General features: G+C 74.0%; 23 protein-coding genes. 13 read left to right on the top strand and 10 right to left on the bottom strand.

The genetic code is table 11. The features are described from left to right. Positions 1-137: 137 nt before the first annotated feature. The 5 genes from C7C46_RS27910 to C7C46_RS27890 all read right to left on the bottom strand — a co-directional run bounded on the left by C7C46_RS27910 (position 138) and on the right by C7C46_RS27890 (position 4,875). Positions 138-2,621, bottom strand: a complete 2,484-nt coding sequence (locus tag C7C46_RS27910) for a DUF4132 domain-containing protein (RefSeq protein WP_425470135.1) — start codon at positions 2,619-2,621, stop codon at positions 138-140. Positions 2,622-2,623: 2 nt separating this feature from the next. Further along, the gene (locus tag C7C46_RS27905; RefSeq protein ID WP_110672704.1) at positions 2,624-3,016 is read right to left on the bottom strand and encodes a hypothetical protein; all 393 of its coding nucleotides are present in this window, start codon (positions 3,014-3,016) and stop codon (positions 2,624-2,626) included. 90 nt (positions 3,017-3,106) lie between these two features. Beyond that, positions 3,107-3,499 carry a PIN domain-containing protein gene (locus tag C7C46_RS27900; protein ID WP_110672703.1) on the bottom strand — a complete coding sequence of 131 codons (393 nt, stop codon included), beginning with the start codon at positions 3,497-3,499 and terminating at the stop codon, positions 3,107-3,109. Next, positions 3,496-3,786, bottom strand: a complete 291-nt coding sequence (locus tag C7C46_RS27895; RefSeq protein ID WP_110672714.1) for a hypothetical protein — start codon at positions 3,784-3,786, stop codon at positions 3,496-3,498. Before C7C46_RS27895 ends, C7C46_RS27900 begins: the two co-directional genes overlap by 4 nt. 120 nt (positions 3,787-3,906) lie before the next feature. Then, entirely contained in the window at positions 3,907-4,875 is a 969-nt protein-coding gene (locus tag C7C46_RS27890) for a helix-turn-helix transcriptional regulator (protein ID WP_110672702.1), read from the bottom strand. Positions 4,876-4,976: 101 nt separating this feature from the next. On the opposite strand from C7C46_RS27890, the gene C7C46_RS27885 reads away from it, so the two are divergent. Beyond that, positions 4,977-5,510 carry a DinB family protein gene (locus C7C46_RS27885; RefSeq protein WP_110672701.1) on the top strand — a complete coding sequence of 178 codons (534 nt, stop codon included), beginning with the start codon at positions 4,977-4,979 and terminating at the stop codon, positions 5,508-5,510. A 33-nt stretch (positions 5,511-5,543) separates the two neighbouring features. Here C7C46_RS27885 and C7C46_RS27880 read toward each other — a convergent pair whose 3' ends face one another. Both C7C46_RS27880 and C7C46_RS27870 read right to left on the bottom strand, forming a co-directional pair. After that, entirely contained in the window at positions 5,544-5,951 is a 408-nt protein-coding gene (locus C7C46_RS27880; protein ID WP_181442569.1) for a hypothetical protein, read from the bottom strand. A 191-nt stretch (positions 5,952-6,142) separates the two neighbouring features. Continuing rightward, entirely contained in the window at positions 6,143-7,015 is an 873-nt protein-coding gene (locus tag C7C46_RS27870) for a LysR family transcriptional regulator (protein WP_110672699.1), read from the bottom strand. An 83-nt stretch (positions 7,016-7,098) separates the two neighbouring features. Here C7C46_RS27870 and C7C46_RS27865 point away from each other — a divergent pair, with 83 nt between their 5' ends. The 6 genes from C7C46_RS27865 to C7C46_RS27840 all read left to right on the top strand — a co-directional run bounded on the left by C7C46_RS27865 (position 7,099) and on the right by C7C46_RS27840 (position 13,138). After that, entirely contained in the window at positions 7,099-7,800 is a 702-nt protein-coding gene (locus tag C7C46_RS27865; protein ID WP_110672698.1) for a succinate dehydrogenase cytochrome b subunit, read from the top strand. A 92-nt stretch (positions 7,801-7,892) separates the two neighbouring features. Next, entirely contained in the window at positions 7,893-9,803 is a 1,911-nt protein-coding gene (locus C7C46_RS27860; RefSeq protein ID WP_425470136.1) for a fumarate reductase/succinate dehydrogenase flavoprotein subunit, read from the top strand. Positions 9,804-9,851: 48 nt separating this feature from the next. Next, on the top strand, positions 9,852-10,589 hold the full coding sequence (locus C7C46_RS27855) for a succinate dehydrogenase/fumarate reductase iron-sulfur subunit (RefSeq protein ID WP_110672697.1): 738 nt from the start codon (positions 9,852-9,854) through the stop codon (positions 10,587-10,589). Positions 10,590-10,698: 109 nt separating this feature from the next. Further along, complete coding sequence (locus C7C46_RS27850; protein WP_110672696.1) at positions 10,699-11,055, top strand: PadR family transcriptional regulator; 357 nt, start codon at positions 10,699-10,701, stop codon at positions 11,053-11,055. Positions 11,056-11,059: 4 nt separating this feature from the next. Then, complete coding sequence (locus tag C7C46_RS27845; protein WP_110672695.1) at positions 11,060-11,623, top strand: hypothetical protein; 564 nt, start codon at positions 11,060-11,062, stop codon at positions 11,621-11,623. Positions 11,624-11,908: 285 nt separating this feature from the next. Further along, positions 11,909-13,138 (top strand): FAD-dependent oxidoreductase, encoded by a 1,230-nt coding sequence (locus C7C46_RS27840; RefSeq protein ID WP_110672694.1) that lies wholly within the window; start codon positions 11,909-11,911, stop codon positions 13,136-13,138. A gap of 7 nt (positions 13,139-13,145) precedes the next feature. Here C7C46_RS27840 and C7C46_RS27835 read toward each other — a convergent pair whose 3' ends face one another. The 3 genes from C7C46_RS27835 to C7C46_RS27825 all read right to left on the bottom strand — a co-directional run bounded on the left by C7C46_RS27835 (position 13,146) and on the right by C7C46_RS27825 (position 16,900). Beyond that, positions 13,146-13,385, bottom strand: coding sequence for a hypothetical protein (locus C7C46_RS27835; RefSeq protein ID WP_110672693.1), 240 nt, complete (start codon positions 13,383-13,385; stop codon positions 13,146-13,148). 132 nt (positions 13,386-13,517) lie between these two features. Next, on the bottom strand, positions 13,518-14,867 hold the full coding sequence (locus C7C46_RS27830; protein ID WP_110672692.1) for a type III PLP-dependent enzyme domain-containing protein: 1,350 nt from the start codon (positions 14,865-14,867) through the stop codon (positions 13,518-13,520). A 287-nt stretch (positions 14,868-15,154) separates the two neighbouring features. Then, the gene (locus tag C7C46_RS27825; RefSeq protein WP_110672691.1) at positions 15,155-16,900 is read right to left on the bottom strand and encodes a helix-turn-helix domain-containing protein; all 1,746 of its coding nucleotides are present in this window, start codon (positions 16,898-16,900) and stop codon (positions 15,155-15,157) included. Between the two features lie 365 nt (positions 16,901-17,265). Here C7C46_RS27825 and C7C46_RS27820 point away from each other — a divergent pair, with 365 nt between their 5' ends. From C7C46_RS27820 to C7C46_RS27795, 6 genes are all read left to right on the top strand, one after another. Then, positions 17,266-18,198: a DUF4129 domain-containing protein gene (locus C7C46_RS27820; RefSeq protein ID WP_146259231.1), complete on the top strand. Its 933-nt coding sequence runs from the start codon at positions 17,266-17,268 to the stop codon at positions 18,196-18,198. A 23-nt stretch (positions 18,199-18,221) separates the two neighbouring features. After that, positions 18,222-18,731 carry a hypothetical protein gene (locus tag C7C46_RS27815; RefSeq protein ID WP_110672689.1) on the top strand — a complete coding sequence of 170 codons (510 nt, stop codon included), beginning with the start codon at positions 18,222-18,224 and terminating at the stop codon, positions 18,729-18,731. 75 nt (positions 18,732-18,806) lie between these two features. Next, a complete protein-coding gene (locus C7C46_RS27810) occupies positions 18,807-19,793 on the top strand; it encodes an AAA family ATPase (RefSeq protein WP_110672688.1) in 987 nt (328 codons plus the stop codon). Beyond that, positions 19,790-21,082, top strand: a complete 1,293-nt coding sequence (locus C7C46_RS27805) for a DUF58 domain-containing protein (protein ID WP_110672687.1) — start codon at positions 19,790-19,792, stop codon at positions 21,080-21,082. The genes C7C46_RS27810 and C7C46_RS27805 overlap by 4 nt, the downstream gene beginning before the upstream one ends. Continuing rightward, positions 21,079-21,594: a hypothetical protein gene (locus C7C46_RS27800; RefSeq protein WP_110672686.1), complete on the top strand. Its 516-nt coding sequence runs from the start codon at positions 21,079-21,081 to the stop codon at positions 21,592-21,594. The genes C7C46_RS27805 and C7C46_RS27800 overlap by 4 nt, the downstream gene beginning before the upstream one ends. 230 nt (positions 21,595-21,824) lie before the next feature. Further along, positions 21,825-22,109, top strand: coding sequence for a hypothetical protein (locus C7C46_RS27795; RefSeq protein WP_110672685.1), 285 nt, complete (start codon positions 21,825-21,827; stop codon positions 22,107-22,109). The last annotated feature ends 145 nt before the right edge of the window (positions 22,110-22,254 follow it).

Raw genomic sequence — 22,254 nt, 5'->3', positions numbered from 1 at the left:
GTGGCAGGACACCCCGACCGGAGCCGCTCTCCGAACGGAGGGTCGATTGGTACTGACGCTGCATCAGTGAGTGGCCTGAGGAAGCAGCGGGCACCACGGCCCGGGCCGGGCGCCTGCTCTCCCTCCGGCCCCTGCCCCTACAGCTGGCTGAGGATCGTGGGGTCCGTGATCTTCGTGTCCTCGGCCAGCACGACCGCCTTGCTGAGGATCACCGCGAGCATCCGGTCTCCCTCGAAGGGGAGGAAGCCGGTCTGCGGGGCGGCCACGGCGGACTTCGGGACGATGCACAGGTACTGGTCGTTCGGGCTCCGCAGGATGTTGCCCGAGCCGAGGTGGATCTTGTACGTGTGGCGCTCGCCCCTGACGTGCAGGAAGCGGCCGTCGAGGGTGCAGCGGTCGGCGATGGCCAGGCGGGGCACCAGGCGCTCCAGCAGGGCCCGGCGGGTCTGGGCGTTCTGGTTGAGCTCGCCGAAGCCGTAGCTGGTCCAGTACGCCTGGAACCGGCCGCCTGGGCCGCCGTCCTGCCAGGTCGGGTCGTTGCCGACGCTGGCCACGCCGACGAACAGGTCGACGTCGCGCAACACCTCGGAGAGCACCAGCGGCGGGATGTCGGCGAGCGGGAGCGAGTTCACGGCGGCGCGGCGGCCCAGCCACGTGCGGCGGCTCAGCCCCATGCTGTACTCCCCGCCGAAGCAGTGCGCCGAGTTCTCCGGTGCGTCGATGGGGTAGAAGCGGACCTGATCGGTCGTCAGGCGCAGGTAGCTGCCGGACTCGGTGCTGTCCACGCCGTAGGCCTCGCCCTCGCCGTGGATCCAGTACTCCGCACGCAGGCCCCACTGCGGCAGTTCGCGGGTGGCGGGCGGGGCCGAGTCGTCGACCATCAGCCGCAGCCTGTTCCGCCAGCCCCGGACGGCGGCCAGGGAGTGGAACTGGTGCTGGCGCAGGACGTGGGCGGCGAAGCGGTTGGAGTAGGTACGGGTCGCGCGCTCGGCGTCGGTCAGCAGGTACACCTCGCGGTGCGCCTGCTTGAACGGCTGGGTGATGCCGTGCCGCTCCAGCCAGTCGCGCCAGGCCACGACCACGGCGGGCTCGTGGTCCACCGGGTGCCACAGGCGAACCTCGGCGCCGTCGTGCACCTGCTCGTCGGCCAGGGTGCGCAGCTCGCCGTCCGCGAAGCCGACGGCGGTGCCGTCGACCGTCCAGAGCAGGCGGCGCGCCAGGGTACCGACCAGCGGGTGGTCGAGGTAGCGCTCGCGCCAGGCGGCGTAGGACCAGGTGCGGCGGGCCAGGAACTGGCGGTCCAGGCGCTCGCTCTGGGCGGAGAGCATCTTGTCGACGTCCTTGGCCGCCGCTTTCAACTCCTTGAGCTGCTCGGCGTGATCGCGCTTGACGGCGGCAGGCACGGTCTTGGCCGCCTTTCCCGCGCTGTTGCGCCAGCCGAGCACCGCCTTGCCGCCCTGGACCTCCAGCACGGCCGTGAACTCCCCCAGCACCTGTTCGGTGCGGCCGACCTCGGTCAGCCCGTAGGCCGGGACGGCCAGTTCCTGGATCTCCTCACGGGACAGGCCCAGCGCGTCGGCCCGGGTCTGCAGGGCGGTGTCGATCAGCTTCAGGGTGCCCTTGTACGTCACCCGGGTGGCCAGGCGGGCGAGTTCGGCAAGGGCCGGTTCGCCCTCGAGGCGGGCGAGCGCGATGACGGCGGCGTTGGCGACCTTGGGGTTGCGCGGGCCGACCCCGGGGAGCTTCTTCAGCGAGGTCTCGGCCAGTGCGCCGAGGGCCCGGGCGGTGTCGGGGTGGGCGGGCAGCAGGGCGAGCACCCAGGCCAGTCCGCGCAACGCGTTGGCGTTGTAGGGGTCGAAGGTGTTGTTGACGTCGGGCTGGTACTCCTGGCCCTCCAGTTCGAAGGTGCGGCGGCCGACCAGGGCCAGCCATGGCAGCACGGCGGTCCGGACCCGGTCCGTGCCGAGGGCCTCGACCAGGGCGCGGGCCTGTTGCTCCCACCTGCGGGTGGGCTTGGCGGCGGTGGCGGTCGTGGCGAGCCGCAGCAGGGCCTGCCAGTCGGCGGCGTCCGCGGCCTGCTCGGCGTCCCGCAGGGCGAGCTCGGCCCATTCCTCGCCGACGTTGAGGGCCGGCTCGGTGAGCTTGGCGGCGAGGGCGACCGTGCCGTCGTCGTACCCGTTCAGGGCGGAGCGCCGGAAGGTGGCCACCACGGCGGGCGCCAGGGCGCGGCCGGCCGCGAGCTCGGCCTCGGCGAGGTCGTCGAGGCGCTCGCGGTACCAGAGCGTGTGCACCCGGCCGAGTGCGTCCAGCCGCTTCAGGCGCGCCGCCGCGAGCCGGTCACCGGGCAGGTCGCGGCTGAGCACCCCGAGCAGGGTCAGCGCCACCTCCCGGGCGTGGGGAGCCGCGTCGGTCGACTGGTACCGCGCCGTCAGCTCGTCGGCGAGCGCCGCGCGCTGCTCGACCGGCAGCGCGCGCAGCTCGTCGAGCAGCTCGACCCAGTTGCGGTCCGCGCGGTTGTTGGTGGCGTACCCGGCCTTGACCAGGTCGGCGACGAGCGCCTCCGGCTGCTCGGCGCTGCCGCTCCGGCGGATCCGCGCCCGGATCTCCGTCACGTCCACCACCGTCAGCCACCCACCAGCGGCACGAGCTTCAGGAAGGTGACCACCGTGCCGAGCACGAGGTCGACCTCCTGGTCCGGGTCGACGACCTGACGGTCCCCCACCAGCACCAGGAAGCCGTTGCCCGCGAAGGCCTGCAGCGCGAGCTCGCTCTGCGCCTCGGGGTCGATCCGGCGGGGCGTGCGCAGCGCGTACCCGTTCAGCACGCGCTCGGTGTCCTGCGGCTGGACCAGCCCCTGGAAGACCTCCGGCGTCCGCGCGTTGTACTCGGCGACCTCCTGGAAGACCCGCCGCCGGATCAGCTCGCGCACAGTGAGCCGCTCCTCGGCGATCTCCAGCCCCCACCCGTCACTGCGCTGCCCCGAAGTCGTCTCGTCGACGAACGTCACGATTGCCATGCCGCAGACAGTACGAGCCGCCACTGACGCGGCGACCGACCCGGGGGGACCCTCGGCTCGCGGTCCGGATGCGGAGCACACGGCCCGGAACTACGGCTCCAGGCGGGGGTCGTCGATGTGGACGGTGGCGATCCCGGGCGGGTACAGCTCCGGACGGGCCGTCAGGATCAGGTGCTGAAGCGGGCGCGTCGGGGTGGGCAGACTCGTGGCGATGGCGTGGGCCAGGTCCTGGCCCCCGTAGCCGTCGCGGACCACGGTCGCCACCAGGACGGCGGTGCTCGCGTCCAGGGGCTCGAATTCGAGGGAGGGCAGCGCCAGGATCGCGTGCGCGGTGCCCTCGTCCTTGATCTCGGCCTCGGCCAGGCACAGCACCGGGACCAGCAGGTGCTGGAAGGGGCTCCGCAGCGCGGCGTCCACGACGCGGTGCAGGCGCGCGTGGCCGTCGGCCAGCGCGGCCAGGGCGCTGGAGTCCAGGATGATCACGCGCTGCGCCTCGGGGAGACCCTGGCGCGCGCATCGGCGGCGGCGATGTCGTAGACCCGCTGCAGCAGGTCCGGGCCCTGGTCCAGCTCGGTGTCGGTGAGAGTCATCCCGAAGTGCTCCCGCAGCAGCCGGCGACCCTCGGCGACGCGCTCGGCGATCTGCTCCGCAGTGGGCTGCCGCTCCACCAGCAGGGCCACCTGGGCACCGATCGTGGTTCCCTGGGCCGCCGCGAGAGCGGCCAGGCGGTCCCGCGTCTGGGGGGAGACCTTGATCGTCGCATCAGCCATGCCGCGATCGTACACTGCTGGTACACCGGCGGTGTACGGATCCGGCTCCCGGCCTCTCGACCGGGGCGCGAATTCAAGATCGTCAGTGGTTCCGAGGGCGCGCTTGAGGACAGGCCGCTCCTACCGCGGCCCCCGACCGGCCCGGGCCAGCCGGTTCCCCATTGCCCGGACCTGGGCGACCAGCTCCGGTGGTTCGAGGACCTGGAACTCGGCGTCCGTCACGCCCAGCGCCATCAGCGGCCAGACCGCCTCCTCCGCGGACATCCGCACCCGGCAGCTGGATTCGGTGAGCGGCTCGACCACGGCCCAGCGTCCGATCCGCTCGCTGACCCGCTGCGCCGGGGCCTGCACCTCGGCCAGCACCTGGTACGGGCGCGGGGCGTTGTTGCGGCCCGCGCGGACGAAGTCGGCCGCGTCGCCGCCCGGCAGCTCGCGCGGGCGGAACCGGGCGCCGGTGCCGGCCGGGTCCGCCAGGCGGTCCAGGCGGAAGCTGCGCCAGGCGTGCCGGACCAGGTCGTAGGCGACCAGGTACCAGCGCCGGTCCAGGAAGACCAGGCGGTGCGGCTCCACCTCCCGCTCCGCGCGCCGCCCGTCCGCCGTGGTGTAGCCGAACCGCAACTGCTCGGTGTCCCGGCAGGCCATCGCCACCACAGTGAGGGCCCCGGCGTCGACGCCGGAGACGGCCGGCCCGTCCCACTCACCGGGCACCGTCATCGCCCGCAGCGCCTCCGCGCGCCGGCGCAGCCGGGCCGGCATCACCTGGACCACCTTGGCCAGCACCCGTACCGAGGCCTCGGCGATCCCGGCCACCGCGCCCTCGGCGGCGGCCTGCAGCCCGATCACCAGGGCCACCGCCTCCTCGTCGTCGATCAGCAGCGGCGGCAGCGCGGCGCCGGCCGCGAGCTGGTAGCCGCCGTCCACCCCGCGCTGCGCGTCCACGGGGTAGCCGAGCTCGCGCAGCCGGTCGATGTCGCGGCGCAGGGTGCGCACCGAGACTCCGAGACGCTCGGCCAGTTCCTCGCCGGGCCAGAAGCGGTGGGTCTGGAGCAGGGAGAGCAGTCGCAGCGTTCGGGTGCTGGTGTTCGCCATGCCTGCGATTCTGCCCGTGATTCAGGACAGGAACTGACCGCTTTCCGCTCTACCGTGAAACACGAGGGCAAGCCGGAGCAAGGCGACGAGAGGCGAGAACCATGACCGAGAGCACGACCCAGGCGATCACCGGCGAGCGGGCCGACCTGCTGGCGGGCCTGGCCAAGCAGCGCCACTTCCTGCGCTTCACCACCCGCGATCTGACCGACGAGCAGGCCGGACTGCGCACCTGCGCCAGCGAGCTGTGCCTGGGCGGTCTGATCAAGCACGTCACGACGGTCGAGCGGACCTGGACGGCCTTCATCGTGGACGGGCCGAAGGCCTTCCCGGACTTCGCCGGCTTCACCGAGGCCGACTACGCCCGCCGGGCCGACGAGTTCCGCCTGCTGCCCGGCGAGACGCTGGCCGGCGTGCTCGCCGCCTACGAGGAGGTGGCGGCCCGCACCGACGAGCTGGTGGCCACCCTGCCCGACCTGGACGCCACCCAGCCGCTCCCCAAGGCGCCCTGGTTCGAGCCGGGCGCCCACTGGTCGGCCCGCCGGGTACTGCTGCACCTGATGACCGAGACCGCCCAGCACGCGGGCCACGCGGACATCGTCCGCGAGTCGCTGGACGGCGCGAAGAGCATGGGCTGACGCTCCGCCAGGCTGCCGATGCCTGACGCTCCGTCAGGCCGCAGCAGCCGGACGGGAGACCTTGAGCGCCGTCTCGTGCACACCGTCCACGGCGCGCTCGGTCTCCCAGCCGGCGGTGCTGAGGATGGCCTCGGCCGCGTCCGTCATCACCTCCAGGGTGACGGTGCCCAGCGGCAGCGCCCGCTGCTCGGCGAGCTCCGGTGCGGAGACGATCAGCTCCTTGATCTCCGCGCTGGGGCTCCATCGCACGTAGACGCCGCCGGTGTCGGCCCGGCTGGGGTCGTAGTAGAGCACGAAGACCGCCGGCTTGCCGCCGCGCAGCTGCCAGGAGTCACCCGCCTCGTGCACCGGCAGGCCGACGAACCGCAGATCCGCCCCGACCTCCGCCGCCAGCCGGACCAGCTCCGCCTCCGCTTCCTGACCCACCCGCTCCGGGACCATGCAGACTCCCCTGTTCTCCTCGCACCGCTGCGAAGGCCGATGCGAAGACGGTAGCCGCCGACCCGCGCGCGGCGGGGCAGTACACACCGTCGGGCGCGGTCCGGTGCGCGGTGAGTGTCCGTCAGGTTCGCGGTCCGACGGGCGGCGATCGCGGCCCCGGCGTGGTGGCGAGCTGCCCGGGCTGACCCGCCCTAGGATTTCGCGTACTCCAGCAGCACCTCCCGCATCGCCGAGGCGGCCCGGCTGAGCGGGACTTCGGCGCCGTGGGCCAGGTTGATGGTGCGGCGCATGGCGGGGCTGGTGAACGGGGTGGCGGTCAGTCCGGTGCGGGCGGCGACCATGCCGGGGACCACGGCGGCGCCCAGGCCCGCCTGGACGAACGACAGGACCGCATCCATCTCGCCGCCCTCGACCGCGAATTCGGGGCTGAAGCCGGCCGCACGGCAGGCGGCGAGGGTGGCTTCGCGGACGTCGTAACCCTCGCGGAACATCACCAGCGGCCGCTCCCGCAGGTCCTCGATCCGGGCCCGGCGGGGGCGCGGGAAGAGCGGGCGGGCGGAGACCAGGACCAGATCCTCTCGAAGGAGTTCGGTGAGGGCGAGTCCGGGAGCATCGGTGGGCGTGACGATCAGCGCCAGGTCCAGCTCGCCGGCCGCCAGCACCCGGACCAGGTCGCGCGAGCCGTCCTCGCGGACCTGCAGCTCCACGCCCGGGTAGCGGGTGCGGTAGGCGTGCAGCACGTCGGGGACCAGGCTGGTGCACAGGCTCGGCGGGGCGCCCAGGCGGACCCGGCCCCGGCGCAGCGAGAGGGTCTCGCGCACCGCGACCCGGGCCGAGTCGGCATCGGCCAGGATCCGGCGGGCCAGCGGCAGCAGCGCCTGCCCGGCGTCGGTCAGGGTGCTGTGACCGCGGCCGCGGTGCACCAGCTCGGACCCCAACTCCCTTTCCAGTGAACGGATCTGCTGGGAGAGCGAGGGCTGGGCGACATGCAGGTGGTCGGCCGCCCGGGTGAAGTGGCCCAGGTCGGCGACGGCGACGAAATAGCGGAGTTGCTGGAGCTGCACGGAGCAATGATAGGCACTTCCTATGCAAAGCGGTGCGAACATGTCTTGGACGGATCATCGCGCCGCTGCCTACCGTCGTCCCCATGGCACTGACGACACACCCGCCGCGCGCCCCGCTCTGGCGCTCGACCGTGGGCAAGAAGGCCGCCATGGCGGTCAGCGGGCTGGTGCTGCTGGCCTACCTGGTGGCGCACATGCTGGGCAACCTCAAGATCTTCTTCGGGGCCGGCGAACTGAACGGCTACGCGGCCTGGCTGCGCACCATCGGCCGGCCGTTCCTGGGCCACGAGTGGTTCCTGTGGATGGCGCGCACCGTGCTGCTCGCCGCGGTGCTGGTGCACGGCACGGCCGCCTACCAGCTGAGCCGGCGCGATCTGGCCGCCCGACCGACCGGCTACCGGCACACCCGGGCCCGGGCGTCCTACGCGACCCGGACCATGCGCTGGGGCGGGGTGATCCTGGGCCTGTTCATCGTCTGGCACATCCTGGACCTGACCACCCTGACGGTGAACTCGCGCGCCGAGCAGGGCCACCCGTACCAGAACGTGGTGGCCTCCTTCCACACCTGGTACAGCGGCTGGATCTACTGCCTGGCCATGCTGGCCCTGGGCCTGCACATCCGGCACGGGTTCTGGAGCGCCGCGCAGACCCTGGGCCTCAACAGCCAGCACGGCAACCCGCGCCGCGACCGGGTGTTGAAGCTCGCCGCCAACGCCCTGGCGCTGCTGCTGACAGCCGGCTTCCTGTCCGTGCCGATCGCCGTGATGACGGGAGCCGTCAAGTGACCCACCACCCGCAGGACGAGTACGTGAACGACGAGCGCGCGCAGGACGAGTACGCGCCGACTGCGTTCGCCCAGTACCAGGAGGGCGACCCGATCGCCGACACCAAGGCCCCCGCCGGCCCCATCGAAGGCCGCTGGGACCAGCGCCGGTTCGAGGCCAGGCTGGTCAACCCGGCCAACCGGCGCGGCCGCACGGTGATCGTGGTCGGCACCGGCCTGGCCGGCGGCGCGGCCGGCGCCACGCTGGCCGAACAGGGCTACCGCGTCGTCCAGTTCTGCTTCCAGGACTCCCCCAGGCGGGCCCATTCGATCGCCGCCCAGGGCGGGATCAACGCGGCCAAGAACTACCGCAACGACGGCGACTCGATCCGCCGGCTCTTCTACGACACCGTCAAGGGCGGCGACTTCCGGGCCCGCGAGTCCAACGTGCACCGCCTGGCCCAGGTCTCGGTGGAGATCATCGACCAGTGCGTGGCCCAGGGCGTCCCGTTCGCCCGCGAGTACGGCGGCCTGCTGGACACCCGCTCGTTCGGCGGCGTCCAGGTCTCGCGCACCTTCTACGCCCGCGGCCAGACCGGCCAGCAGCTGCTGCTCGGCGCCTACCAGGCGCTGTCGCGCCAGATCGCGGCCGGGAACGTGGAGATGCACGCCCGCACCGAGATGCTGGACCTGCTGGTGGTGGACGGCCGGGCCCGCGGCATCGTGGCCCGCGACCTGGTGACCGGGCAGGTCCGCACCCACCTGGCGGACGCCGTGGTGCTGGCCACCGGCGGCTACGGCAACGTCTTCCACCTGTCCACCAACGCCAAGAACTCCAACGCCACCGCGATCTGGCGGGCCCACCGGCGCGGCGCCCTGTTCGCCAACCCGTGCTTCACCCAGATCCACCCGACCTGCATCCCGCGTTCCGGCGACCACCAGGCCAAGCTGACCCTGATGAGCGAGTCGCTGCGCAACGACGGCCGGATCTGGGTGCCGCGCCGACCGGGCGACACCCGCCCGCCCGCGCAGATCTCCGCGGCGGAACGCGACTACTACCTGGAGCGGATGTACCCCTCCTTCGGCAACCTGGTGCCCCGCGACATCGCCTCCCGGGCCGCCAAGGTGGTCTGCGACGAGGGCCGCGGGGTCGGCCCGGGCGGGCAGGGGGTGTACCTGGACTTCGCCGACGCGATCGAGCGGCTCGGCCGCGAGGCGGTGGCGGCGCGGTACGGGAACCTCTTCGAGATGTACCAGCGGATCACCGCCGAGGACCCGTACCAGGTGCCGATGCGGATCTACCCCGCGATCCACTACACCATGGGCGGCCTGTGGGTGGACTACGACCTGCAGACCACCGTGCCGGGCCTGTTCGCGATCGGCGAGGCCAACTTCTCGGACCACGGCGCCAACCGGCTCGGCGCGAGCGCGCTGATGCAGGGACTGGCCGACGGCTACTTCGTGCTGCCCGCCACCCTGGCCGACTACTTGGCCCGCACCCCCGGTGCCCCGGTGGCCGCGGACCACCCGCAGATCGCCGAGCTGGAGGCGGAGGTGGCGGACCGGCTGAACCTGCTGCTGGCCGTCGACGGCGACCGCACCCCCGAGTCCTTCCACCGGGAGCTGGGCGAACTGCTCTGGAACGAGTGCGGGATGGCGCGCAGCGAGGCGGGCCTGCGCCGGGCGCTGGAGCGGATCCCGCAGCTGCGCGCGGAGTTCTGGCGGCGGATCAAGGTGCCGGGGGTGGGCGAGGAGTTCAACCAGACCCTGGAGAAGGCCAACCGCCTGGTCGACTACTTCGAGCTGGCCGAGCTGATGTGCCTGGACGCGCTGCACCGCACCGAGTCCTGCGGCGGCCACTTCCGGGTGGAGAGCCAGACGGCGGACGGTGAGGCGGCCCGCGACGACGAGGCCTTCGCCTACGTCGCCGCCTGGGAGTTCGCCGGCCCGGGCCGCCCGCCGGTGCTGCACCGCGAGCAGCTGGCCTTCGAGCACGTCCACCCCACGCAGCGCAGCTACGCCTGACGCGGGGCAGCACCCGGTACCCGACCTCCAACCCACCCGGAGCAACCGATGAACCTCACCCTTCGCATCTGGCGGCAGTCCGGACCGGACCAGCCGGGCGGACTGACGGCCTATCAGGTGACCGGCATCAGCGAGGAGATGTCCTTCCTGGAGATGCTGGACACGCTCAACGAGGAGCTGATCCTGCGCGGCGACCAGCCGGTGGCCTTCGACCACGACTGCCGCGAGGGGATCTGCGGCGCCTGCGGGATGGTGATCAACGGTCAGGCGCACGGGCCGGAGCGGACCACCACCTGCCAGCTGCACATGCGCCACTTCTCCGACGGCGACACCATCGACGTGGAACCCTGGCGCTCGGCCGCCTTCCCGGTGGTCAAGGACCTGGTGGTGGACCGCTCGGCCTTCGACCGGATCATCGGCTCCGGCGGCTACATCACCGCCCCCACCGGCAGTGCCCCCGACGCGCACGCCGTCCCCGTCCCCAAGGAGGCCGCCGACCTGGCCTTCGAGCACGCCGAGTGCATCGGCTGCGGGGCCTGCGTGGCGGCCTGCCCGAACGGCTCGGCGATGCTCTTCACCGCTGCCAAGGTGGTGCACCTCAACGTGCTGCCGCAGGGTGCCCCGGAGCGGCGCGGCCGAGTGCGCTCGATGGTGGCGGCGATGGACGCGGAGGGCTTCGGCGGCTGCACCAACACCGGCGAGTGCGCGACCGCCTGCCCGAAGGGGATCGGGCTGAACGCGATCGGCACGCTGAACCGCGAGTTCCTGCGGGGCGGCAGGCGCTGACGCGGCGGTGGAGCCCGAGGGCGGCGGCGCTGAAGCAGTAGCCAGTAGTTAGGGGCCTCGCACGGCACCACTACTTGACTTCACCTAGTACTAGAGACACTCTATATGTGTGACTCCGAACCATGACCCCCAGTTGCTGAAGGGCGTGCTCTCCCTCCTACTGCTCCAACTGCTCGCCGAGCGCGAGTCCTACGGGTACGAGGTGGTGCAGCGCCTGCAGGCGGACGGGTTCACGGACGTCCTGGAAGGCACGGTGTACCCGGCGCTGTCCCGACTGGAGCGCGAGGGGCGGCTGACCACCCGGCTGGTCGCTTCGCCCAGCGGTCCGGCGCGCAAGTACTACCGGCTGACCCCGGTCGGCCTGCAGACCCTGACCGCCGGCAAGGCGGGCTGGGCCCGGCATGCGGCCGCGGTCGACTCCGTCCTCACCCGCCCTGCGCACGCCGCACCGCAGAAGGGAACCTGACGCCATGTCGCACGCCCTCTCACCCCTGGACCGACTGCGCATCGAACGCGTGGTCTGGGCCCTGGACCAGCAGCTGTACGACCTCCCGCGCAGCTCGCGGATCGCGATCCGCCGCGAGGTGCGGACCAACCTGCTCACCGCTTCGGCCGATCTGGGGACCGCCGTGGCGCTGCGCCGCATCGGCGGCAGCCGGCAACTGGCCGAGGGATACCTGAGCGCCGAGTACGGCGAGGGCCCCCGGCACTCCTGGAACGCCGCCGCCTGTTTCGCCGCCCTGGTCCCGCTGGTGCTGATCTCCCTCCTCAGCGAGGCCGCCAACGCCTACCAGCAGGGCATCCTGGCCGCGGACCCGCAGGCCACCGGAACCTTCGGCTGGCACGGCATCAGCTACCTGCAGTCCGCGGTGACCTTCACGCTCGACCACGGCCGCGGCACCCAGTCGGGCGGCGCCTGGACCCCGCTGACCTACGGCCTCTGGGTGGCCGGCACCATCGCCTGCGGCCGGCTCTGGCGGACCCTGCCCTGGTGGCGGAACCGGCGGCGGACGGTGCAGCCGGCCACCGACTGACCGGCCGGGCCGCGCCCTGCCCCTGGTCCTGTCCACGGCCCTGCCCCCTGGTCCTGCCCCGGTCCTGCCCTGGTCCTGGCCTTGCCCGAGCACCGTGCGGGTCAGCGTCAGGGTCAGGGCCGAGTCCTGCTAGGGGTACCGGTCCGACCGCAGGAGTAGCCGACCCTGACACCGGCTCGGGGATCCGCCTCCGACGCCCCTGAAACCCCCCGGGGACCGCGCACTGTCCCGTTGCCTCCCCGCACGCGGCGCCTCGAAGATGACGGGCGAGAGGGGAACACACACATGCGCAGTCCCAGAATCGCAGTGGTCGGGGCCGGGCTCGGCGGGCTCTGCGTGGCGCAGGGGCTGCGCCGGGCGGGTCTGGAGGTCGAGGTCTACGAGCGCGACGCCGCGCCCGGGGCCAGGCAGCAGGGGTACCGCCTGCACGTGGACGCGCGGACCGGACTGGCCCTGCGCGACTGCCTGCCCGCCGAGCTGTTCCAGCTCTTCCTGGCCACCTGCGGGCTGCCGGGCCGCGCCTTCACCGTGCTCACCGAGCAGCTGCGCCTGCTGCACCGCACCCCGCTGGACCCGGCCGCCGACCCGTACGCGCCGCAGACGCTGTCCACCTCGGTGGACCGGCGCACGCTGCGCGAGGTGCTCAGCACCGGACTAGGCCAACAGATCCACTACCAGTATGAACTGACTGGCTTTCAGCAGGACGCGGAGGGCGTCGCACTGCGCTTCGCGAACGGGCACCGGACCAGGGCCGACCTGCTGGTCGGCGCGGACGGGGTCAACTCCGCCGTGCGGCGCGGCTACCTGCCGCACGCCCGGGTGGCCGACACCGGCGGGCGGGTCGTCTACGGGCGCACCGAGCTGACCGCCGCCGTCGAACCACTGCTCCCGGCCCCGCTGCGGGAGGGGTTCACGGCGGTGGTCGCCGGGCGGCTCGGGTTGGCCACCGGGCTGGTCCGGTTCCGCCGGCCGCCCGAGCAGGCCGCCGCCTGGCTCTCCCCCGCGGGCGACTACCTGATGTGGGCGCTGGCCGGTCCCGCGGCGGCCTTCGGGCAGCCGGACGGCCGGCTGGCGGAGCTGGACCCGGGCGAACTGCACAAGCTGGTGGGCCGGCTCACCACCTCCTTCCACCCTGACCTGCGCGAGCTGCTGGCGGCGGCCACGGTGGCGGACACCTTCCTGGTCCGGGTCCGCTGCGCCGAACCGGTGCCGGCCTGGCAGCCCACCCGGGTCACGGTGCTGGGCGACGCGATCCACGCGATGAGCCCGGCCCGCGGCTCCGGCGCCAACACCGCGCTGCAGGACGCGGCCCTGCTCTGCCGCACCCTGATCGCCGCCCTCGCCGAGGGCGGCGACCTGGTGACGGCGATCGGCGCGTACGAGGCCGAGATGCGCGAGTACGGCTTCGCCGCCGTGGCAGCCTCCCGCGAGGCGGAGGCGGCCGTGGGGGCTCGACACGGCGGCCCGGTCGGCAGACTGCTGCGCCGCCTGGGCAGCCGGCCGCTCGGAAGCTGACGCGGCACTAGCGATGGCGGCGGCGCGGTGCGGGGCCGTGGGCCGGCCTGCGCTGGAGCAGGCCGGTGGCGACGGCGCCCGCACCCGTGAGGAGTTCCAGCACCGTGGTGGCGGGCACCCTCGCCACGGTCAGGACCGCGGCGAGGACCAGGATGACGACCAGGACCACCTGGTCGGCCGGGCGGAACCGGCCGCCGGGCGGGTTCGGGTGTCCGGACGGGTTCGGGCGGCGAGGGGAACGGGTCATGACGGTCCTCGGGTGTCGGCGGAACGGGTATCCGTGGAGCGTGAAACGGCGGAACGGGAACGGCGGGCCCAGGCGCCGGAACGGCCGGACGGCGGCCCCGGTGCCGATGCGGGCCCCGGCACCTGCGCGGGCTCAGGCGCCGGTGCGGGCGAGCAGGTCCTCGACGGTCTCGGCCCGGCGCAGCAGCGCGAACCGCACCGTCGTGCCGTCGGCCGCCACCTCGGCCCCGTACACGGCCGGCTCCAGCAGGCTGTTGTAGCCGAACGGGGTCGAGCTGTAGTAGGCACCGGTGTCCAGCAGCGCGACCAGGTCCCCAGCCTCCAGCAGCGGCAGCGGCCGGGCCTTGGCGACCAGGTCCCCCGCGAAGCAGGCGGGCCCGGCGATGTCCTGCTCGACCGGTGCCCCATGCTTCGCCGCCCCGGTGGAGTCGTGCGCGCTGATCCGCAGCGGCCAGGCCTCCGGGGCGAACACGGTACGGGTGGCCACCTGCACCCCGGCGGAGGTGATCGCGATCGCCCGGCCGCCCGATTTCTTGGTGTACTCCACGTACCCGGCGGTGAACCCGCTCTTGGCCAGCACCGAGCGGCCGAACTCGGTCACCACCTGGAAGTCGCCCGACAGCAGCGCCGGGGCGTGCGCGCGCAACCGCTCGACGTACTCCGGGTAGCCCGGGGTGACCAGGTCGCCGGCGAAGTTGACCGGCAGGCCGCCGCCGATGTCCAGGCCCACCACCTGACGGCGCCCCAGCTCACCGTTGATCTTCTCCGCCAGCGCCACGGTGGCGGCGACGCCGTCGGCCATCAGATCCAACGGGCAGCCCTGGCTGCCCACATGGCAGTGCAGCCACTGCAGCCAGGGCCGGTCCCGGAAGGCCGCCACCAGCCGCTCGGCGTTGCCCTCGTCGGCCAGCGTGATGCCGAACTTGGAGGTGGCGGTCGCGGTGCTCATCGCCCCGATGGAGCCCCCGCCGACCTGTGGATTGACCCGCACCCCGATCCGGGACTCCGTCTGACGGCCCATCATCAGCTCGTCGACCCGCGCGAGTTCCTGCCAGTTGTCGATGTTCACCGCGACGCCGAGCTCCAGCGCCCGGGCCAGCTCGGCGCGGGTCTTCGCCGGGGAGTCGTAGATGATCCGCCCGGGCTCGAACCCGGCCGCCAGCGCCTGGGCGAACTCGCCGGGGCTCGCCACCTCGCACCCCATGCCCAGCTCGCGCAGCCGCGCCAGCACCGGGACCAGACTGTTGGCCTTGGCCGCGAAGGCGTGCAGCACCTCGACCGGGCCGGGGAAGGCGCGGTGCAGGGCCGCCACGGTCGCCGCCACGGCGTCCAGGTCGAGGAACGCCGCCAACGGCGCGGCCACCGGGTCCAGCAGCCCCTCCCGGACCGCCGCGCGCAGGATCAGCTCGCGTCGCTCGGGACGGTGCAGGGACGTCAGGTGCGGATCCGGCAGATACGGGTCCGTCGGCTGATGGTTCGTCATGGGGCACGCTCCGACTGGTCGTCTCGGTCGCCCGGCCCCGGGTGCTCCGGTGGGCGGTACGACCAGACTGCCCGTCAACCGGTGGGACGTCTTCCTCCCACGGCCCGGATTTGCGGCGGGGTGCCCGTGCCGGTCGACGACAGGCGGTGGCGGGCGGCGCCGACTCGTCCGGCGGACCGGTGCCGACCGGGTGCCCTCGTGTCGCGGTACGTCGGCAGAGCACTGCCCGGCCCCGACCCGGGCCCGGCGCCGAGGACCGCGCGCCGAGTCCGGGCCCGGCGACGAAGTCAGGCCTGCGTCGCGGCGTCCAGCCGCAGCAGCAGCAGTTGGAGCTGGGCCAGCAGGCGGGCATCCGGGTCGTCCAGGTCGATGCCGCTCACCCGGACCACGGTCTGGTCCAGGCGGTGGGCGTAGGTGGTGCGCGCCACCCCCAGGGCGTCCGCGGCCTTGGCCTTCTCCCCGGTCTCCAGGAAGGCGCCGAGGGTGTCGAGCAGCGAGGCCTCGCCCTTGCGCGGCGCGTGCGCCAGCAGTCGGCCCACCGGGGTCTGCACCGGCAGCCGGGCGGCCCGCAGCGCGTCGGCGAAGTGCAGCAGCGCGACGGCGTCGGCGACGTCCTCGACCCGGGCGAAGTAGGTACCGCCGCGATCATCCCCGGTGCGGTCGTCGCGGGTGCGGTCGTCCCTGCTGCGGTCGGCCCGGGTGCGACCGAACAGCAGCCCGCTCAGCGCCAGTTCGGCCGTCCGGCGGGATTCCGGTGCACGGTCGAGCCCCTCCTGGACCTCGCCGATGCCGACGCGCACCACCAGCCGCCCCCGCCCCCGCAGCTGCTCCCGCTCCCGCAGCTGCGCCGGCAGCTCCTCCGCCAGCGCCCTGGCCAGCAGCCGCACCTGGTCCTCGGCCCGGGCCCGGTCCTGCGGCAGGCTGCCCAGCAGGACCAGCACACCCCGCTTAGTCGGCACCACCACCGACACCTGCCCCCGCTCGGTGCAGAACCGGAACACCGTCCGGACCAGGCCACCGCGCGCCTCGCCCGTCACCGAGCCCGCGCCCGCTGCCGCGCCCTCGCCCACGCCGACCGCCAGCACAGCGCACCGCTCCGCCACCGGCAGCCCGGTCCGGGTGGCCAGCAGTTCGGCGCTCTCCCGCCCGTCGAGCAGCGCCCGGACCGCCTCCTGCAGCAGCTGGCCCTGCCCCTCCCGGCGCGCCTGGTCGTGCAGCAGGTGGGCGGCGGCCACCCGTGCCACGCCCCGCAGCGCCTCGCGGTTGGCCGGCGAGTCCAGCGGCCGCCCCTGGGCCGCCACCCAGATCGAGCCCAACGGGATGTCACCGGCCCGCACCAGCACGATCAGCCGCTCCGGGGTGTCGCCCTGCGCCGCTCGGTAGAGCACGTCGGTCGACTTCTTCAGCTGGCGGAAGAAGCCCGCCGTCGTCATGTCGTCCATCCGGCCGGCCGGCGGCCGCTTGCCCAGGATGGTCCAGATCCGGATCCAGTCCACGTCCTGGCCGGTGGGCGAGTAGGCGAGCAGGTTGGAGTCCATGTCCTCGATCGTCACCGAGCCCCCGACCTGGAGCGCGATCGCCTTGGCCAGCTCGGGCAGGTCGCCCAGCGGCACCCCGGCGATCCCCGGCTCGCGGGCCACCGAGAGCCCCGCCTGCAGCATCCCGATCGCGGTCGCCCAGTCGGTCCACCAGCCGCGGAACAGCACCGCCGCGCCGGCCGCGACGGCGGCCTCGCGCAGGGCCTCGCTACTCGCGCCCGTCCCGACCGGACGGAACACCACACCCGCGGCGCCGGCCTCACCCGCCCGGCGGACCAGGGCGACGGCCGCCTCGGAGTGCGGGTCGACCCCGATCGCGACCAGCAGGTCGTCGGCCGACTCCGGCGGCTCCAACGCGTCGAGCACCACCAGCCGCCGCACCGGGCGCGCCACGCCCCGGGGCGCGCAGCCCAGCTCGACGAACCGCTCCCCCACCAGCGCCAACAGGCCCTCCAGGGTCTGCTGCGACTGATCGGCCCACCCGGCCTCGGACATGGCCACCCCTCCCCAGGGCACACGCGCCGCCACTGACCCGGCGTCAACTCACGCCGGAACGCCTCCGATCGGCCAGCGTAGCCGCGCCCGGCGCCGCGGTCACCGGTTCACCCCGCGCCACTCGCCACGGCACGCCCCGCATCACTCGTCACGGCACCGCCACGCCACGCCCCACGTCACGTCGCCGCGTCACTCGCCGCGTCACCGCCTGCCCACCGGCACACTGGGACCGCCCGGCCACGCGCCAGGAGTCGTCCGCGCACGTGTCCTCCGGGTACTGACATTCGAACAGCTGTTGTGCAAAGCTGCGACCTGCCGGGCCTTTGCAGTACGCAGTCGGCCCGCACGGGGGGAGAACCACAGGCATGACCGCACCACAGGAGCCGCGCGGGAAAGGCGCTTCGCGGCCGGGCGCCTTGTCGCGTCCGCTGCTGGCCGGCCTCGTCACGGCCGGGCTCGGCATCGCGGCCCTGCTGCTGCACCCGTCCGCCGGACTGCTCAGCAGCGCGGCCGCCCCGCCGGTGGCCACCTTCCTGCCGACGGTCCTGCTGGTCCTCGGCTGGGGCGCCCTGCTCCACCGGCTCTTCCAGCGCCACCGGGCCCGCGACCGCCAGGCCGACCTGTCGCCGCGCGCCGAGCGGCTGACGGAGGCCACCGACCGACTGCTCGTCGCCGCCGGCCTGGTGGTCCCGGTCAGCGTGGTCTGCCTCTACCTCTCCCGGACGCGGCCCCCGCCGGACGTCCGGCCGACCAGGGTGGCAGGGCCCGTCCAGGCGCCGCCGGCGATGCCCGAGGACAGCGGGTCCCACCTGCCGCACCTGCTCGGCCCGATCCTGCTCGCCCTGCTGCTGGCGGGGGCAGCGGTCGCCATCGTGGCGGCCCTGACGCAGTTGCGCCGCCGGCCCGCCCGTAGCCGCACCGGCACCGAGCCGCAGGACGGTGCGGAAGCCGGTCTGGACGAGCAACTGGCCGCAGCCGTGGAGCTCGGTCGCCGAGCCCTGAACGGCAGCGATGCCCGGGCCGCCGTGATCGCCTGCTACGCGGCGATGGAGAGCTCGCTGGCCGACTCGGGGGTGGCCCGCCGGATCGCCGACAGCCCGACCGAGCTGCTGGACCGCGCCGTCAACCGCGGCACCGTGCACCGCGCCGACGCCGGGGCCCTCACCGCGCTCTTCCGCGAGGCGCGGTTCTCCCGCCACCCGATGGGCACCCCCGAACTCACCCGGGCCCGCACCGCCCTGGAAGCGATCGCCACCCAGCTGACGGACCGGCGCAGCGAGAGCGAGGCCGCCCGGTGACGCACGAGTGGGGAGGCGATCCGGTGGACCAGGAACTGACGGGGCATCCGGTGCCCCGGGAGCTGACGAAGCGTCCGGCGCTGGTCCTGGGCGCCACCGCGGTCCTGGGCGAGTGCCTGCTGGGCCTGGTCGGCGGCCTGCCCGGGCTGGGGCTCGGCGCCACCCTGATCGCCGTCGGCGCCCTGTCCACCGCGCGCTACGTGGCCGGCGCGGGCAGCGAGAACAGCAACTTCCGGCGCAACGTGCGGCTGATGACCGGTCGTCCCCCCGCGATGGGCGAGTGGTACTGGACCGTGCGCAACGGCCTGGACCAGGACGGCTACCGCCAGGCGCTGCGGCCCGGACTCCAGCGGTTGTACGCCGCCCGGCTGTCCGAGCGCCACAACGTCTCGCTGCACCACGACCGGGACCGCGCGGCCGCGCTGATCGGCCCGGCGGCCTGGCCGTGGCTGGACCCCGAGCAGCCCCCGCCCTCGGACACGCTGCCGCGCGCGGTGCTGGCCCAGCTGGTGCGCCGCCTGGAAACCCTGTGACCTGTCCTACCCGTCCGGTGTGACCCGTCGTTTCCCGAGTTCCCCGAGTGCCCCGTCGTGAAGTGTGAGGACTGGATGACCACCGATGAGCTGACCCCCCGCCAGGCCGGGGAACTCGCCAACGAGGTGCTGGCCGAGATCGGCCGGGCCGTGGTGGGCAAGCCCGAGGCGCTGCAGCTGGTCATGCTCGGCGTGCTGGCCGGCGGCCACGTGCTGATCGAGGACCTGCCGGGCCTGGGCAAGACGCTGCTGGCCCGCTCGTTCGCCCAGGCCCTGGGCCTGGAGTTCCGCCGGATCCAGTTCACCCCCGACCTGCTGCCCTCGGACGTCACCGGCGCGCCGTTCTACGACCAGCGCAGCGGCGAGATGGTGTTCCGGCCCGGCCCGGTCTTCACCCACCTGCTGCTGGCCGACGAGATCAACCGCACCCCGCCCAAGACCCAGGCGGCGCTGTTGGAGGCGATGGCCGAGGCCCAGGTATCCATCGACGGCGTCACCCGGCCACTGCCCGACCCGTTCGTGGTGATCGCCACCGCCAACCCGATCGAGTACGAGGGCACCTACGCGCTGCCCGAGGCCCAGCTGGACCGCTTCCTGCTGCGAGCCCGGATGGGCTACCTGGAGCCGAAGCTGGAGGCCTCGATGCTGCGGGCCCGGATCGACCGGGCGGCTCCCGAGGTGCGGCTGCGCACCCTCGCCCACCCCGAGCAGGTGCTGGCGATGCGGGCCGCGGTGGAGCGGGTCGAGGTGGCCGAGGACCTGGTCGAGTACGTGATGGCGCTGGTCTCGGCGACCCGGGCGGACGCCCAGATCCAGGTCGGGGCCTCGCCGCGCGGCGGCCTGGCGCTGGTCCAGCTCGGGCGGGCCAGGGCCATGCTGGACGGACGGGACTACCTGACGCCGGAGGACGTCAAGGCGGTGGCGGTACCCGCGCTGGCGCACCGGATCACCCTCAGGCCGGAGCTGTGGGTGCGTCAGGTCGAGGCGGACGACGTGGTGGCGCGACTGCTGGCCGAGGTCCCGACGCCGACCACGGTGCCGCTGGCGGCCGTGGTCCGATGAAGGCCTCCGTCGTCCTGGGCACCGCGCCGAGCCCGCCGCCGTCCGGTTGGCGGGCCGGCGGCCGGACCCTGCGGCTGCTGACCGTGGCCGTCACCGCCGGCGTGCTCGCCCTGCTCACCGGGCACGCCTGGGTGCTCGCGCTGGCGGCCGGGCCCGCGGTGCTGGTGGTGCTGGCCGCGCCGGGCGGCAGCCGGCCGCTCCGGCTGGAGGCCTCGCTCACCGTCTCCACCCGGCGCTGCTTCGAGGGCGAGACCGTCCGCTGCACCGTCGAGCTGGCCGCCGACGGGGTGACCGGGCCGCTGGACCCGGTGCTCACCCTCGGTCCCGGGGTGGAGCTGGTGGACGATCTGGTGGAGGCGGACCGGGCCGAGTTCGAGTTCACCGCGGTCCGCTGGGGCCGCTGGAGCATCGGGACGCTGGACCTGGACGTCTACGACCGCGGCGGGCTGGCCCGGCGCACGGTGCGGGTGGAGCTGGGCGAGCTGGAGGTCTTCCCGGTGCCCTCGGCCGCCCGGCTGACCCCGGTGCCGGTCGAGCTGCCGGCCCGGCTCGGCGAGAACGCCACCCGGCAGCCGGGCGAGGGGGTGGAGGTGATCGGGGTGCGGCCGCACGTCTGGGGCGAGCGCCAGCGCCGGATCCACTGGCCGTCCACCACCCGGCGCGGCGCCGTCCAGCTCAACGAGTTCGGTGCCGAGCGGGCGGTGGACACCGTGATGCTGCTGGACGCGCTCGGGGACTTCCGCGACCCGGCCACCGGCACCTCGACGCTGGACGAGACGCTGCGCGCGGCCGCCGGGCTGACCCGGGCCTACCTGCGCCGGCACGACCGGATCGGGCTGGTCTCGATCGGCGGCACGCTGCGCTGGCTGCGGGCGGGCAGCGGCGAGCAGCACTTCTACCGGATCGTGCAGACGGTGCTGGATGTCCGCAAGGACCTCGGCTACCGCACCCCGGAGCTGGACCGGCTGCCGCCGGGCGCGCTGCCGGCCGGGGCGCTGGTGTACTGCTTCACGCCGCTGGCCGACCAGCGGGTGCTGGACGTGCTGGCCGACCTGACGGACCGGGGGAACCCGCTGGTGGTCGTCGAACTGCCCACCGGTGAGCCGTCGGTTGACCCGCAGGACGAGTTGGCGGTGCTGGCGCTGCGGCTGTGGCGCGCGGACCGCGAGGCGATGCGGTTCGCGCTGCGCAACCGGGGGATCCCGGTGGTCGCGCACACCCCTGGCGAGAGCCTGGACCTGGCGCTGGCGCCACTGCTGCGCAGGCGGATCCACGGAGGACGGCGATGAACCCGGTACGCGAACTGCCCACCCGGCTGGTCGGCACGGCGCTGCTGGTGGCCGCGCTGGACCCGGTGGCGCGCTCCGGTGCCCGGCCGCTGGAGCTGGTGCTGCTGGTTCCGGCCCTGGGGTTCGCGTGGTGGGCGGCGCCGCCGGTGCCGCCCCGGCGGGGCATGGAGGCGCACCGGCCGCACCACCAACTGGCGCGGCACCGCAACACGGTGCTCGCGGTGGTGGCGGTGGCGCTGGGCGCCCTGCACCAGCCGTCCGCACTGCTCGCGGTCGCCCTCACCGTGCTGCTGCTCGGCTACCTGCTCATGGTGGACGCGCGCGGCGCCGCCCACGTCCCGCTCGGCCCGCTCCCGCTGCTGGCCGCCGCGGGCGCCTCGCTGCTGGTGCTGCTCGCGGCCCTGGTGCCCTGGCAGTCCACCAGCGGCGCCCGCCTGCCGGCCGCGCTGGGGATCGGGCTGGCCGCGCTGGCGGTGGGTGCGGGGCTGTACGAGCGGCGGGGGCGGGAATAGTGGCAGGTGGGGTGGGGTCGGCCTGGGGGCCGGCCGCCCTCCTGGCCGGGCGAAAATCGGTTGCCTCCGGGCGTGGCCTCGCCCATGATCGGCCGCATGTACCTGTAACGGCTGCCACCTCACCGAGCGAACCGTCGCGCGAGCGCCCTCGGGCCTGACTACTCATCAGCCCGGAGGTGATGCCGCGTGCCCGCATGTGCCGCCGTCAGCTACTGCCGAAAGCAATCACCATGAATACCGACCGCAAGGCCCACCGGGCCGTGCGTCCGTCAGCGCTGCCCACCCTCCTCCACCCGTGCCCGCACTGCCGCCGCCCGGCGGACCCGGCGCTTCGGCTGCCGGGTGCGGCCTCCGACCGCCCGAAGCTCTCGAAGCTGCTCCGGGCCGCGCACCCGTCCCGGGTCGGCGCCGACCCGCGCCGACCCGGCACCGGCCGCACGCAGCGCGGGCTGCCCTGGTGGCGCGCCTACCGCGGCCCGCTCCCTCAGTGCCGCCCACTGCTCATGCGCCGGTGAACCCCGGGGTGCCCCCTCCCGCCGCAAGCGGTACGGCGGGAGGGGGCACCCCGGCTCGTCCCGAGTTCGCTGACCGGAGGTCAAGGACCGAACCACGGCGCGCCGGCCGTCAACAGACTGACGCACCGTCAGACTGTCCCCGCCC

The organism is Streptomyces tateyamensis, from assembly GCF_003205575.1.
GTDB lineage: Bacteria > Actinomycetota > Actinomycetes > Streptomycetales > Streptomycetaceae > Kitasatospora > Kitasatospora tateyamensis.
The sequence above is the reverse complement of the archived record's forward strand: the minus strand, read 5'-3'. Positions and strand labels throughout refer to the sequence as shown.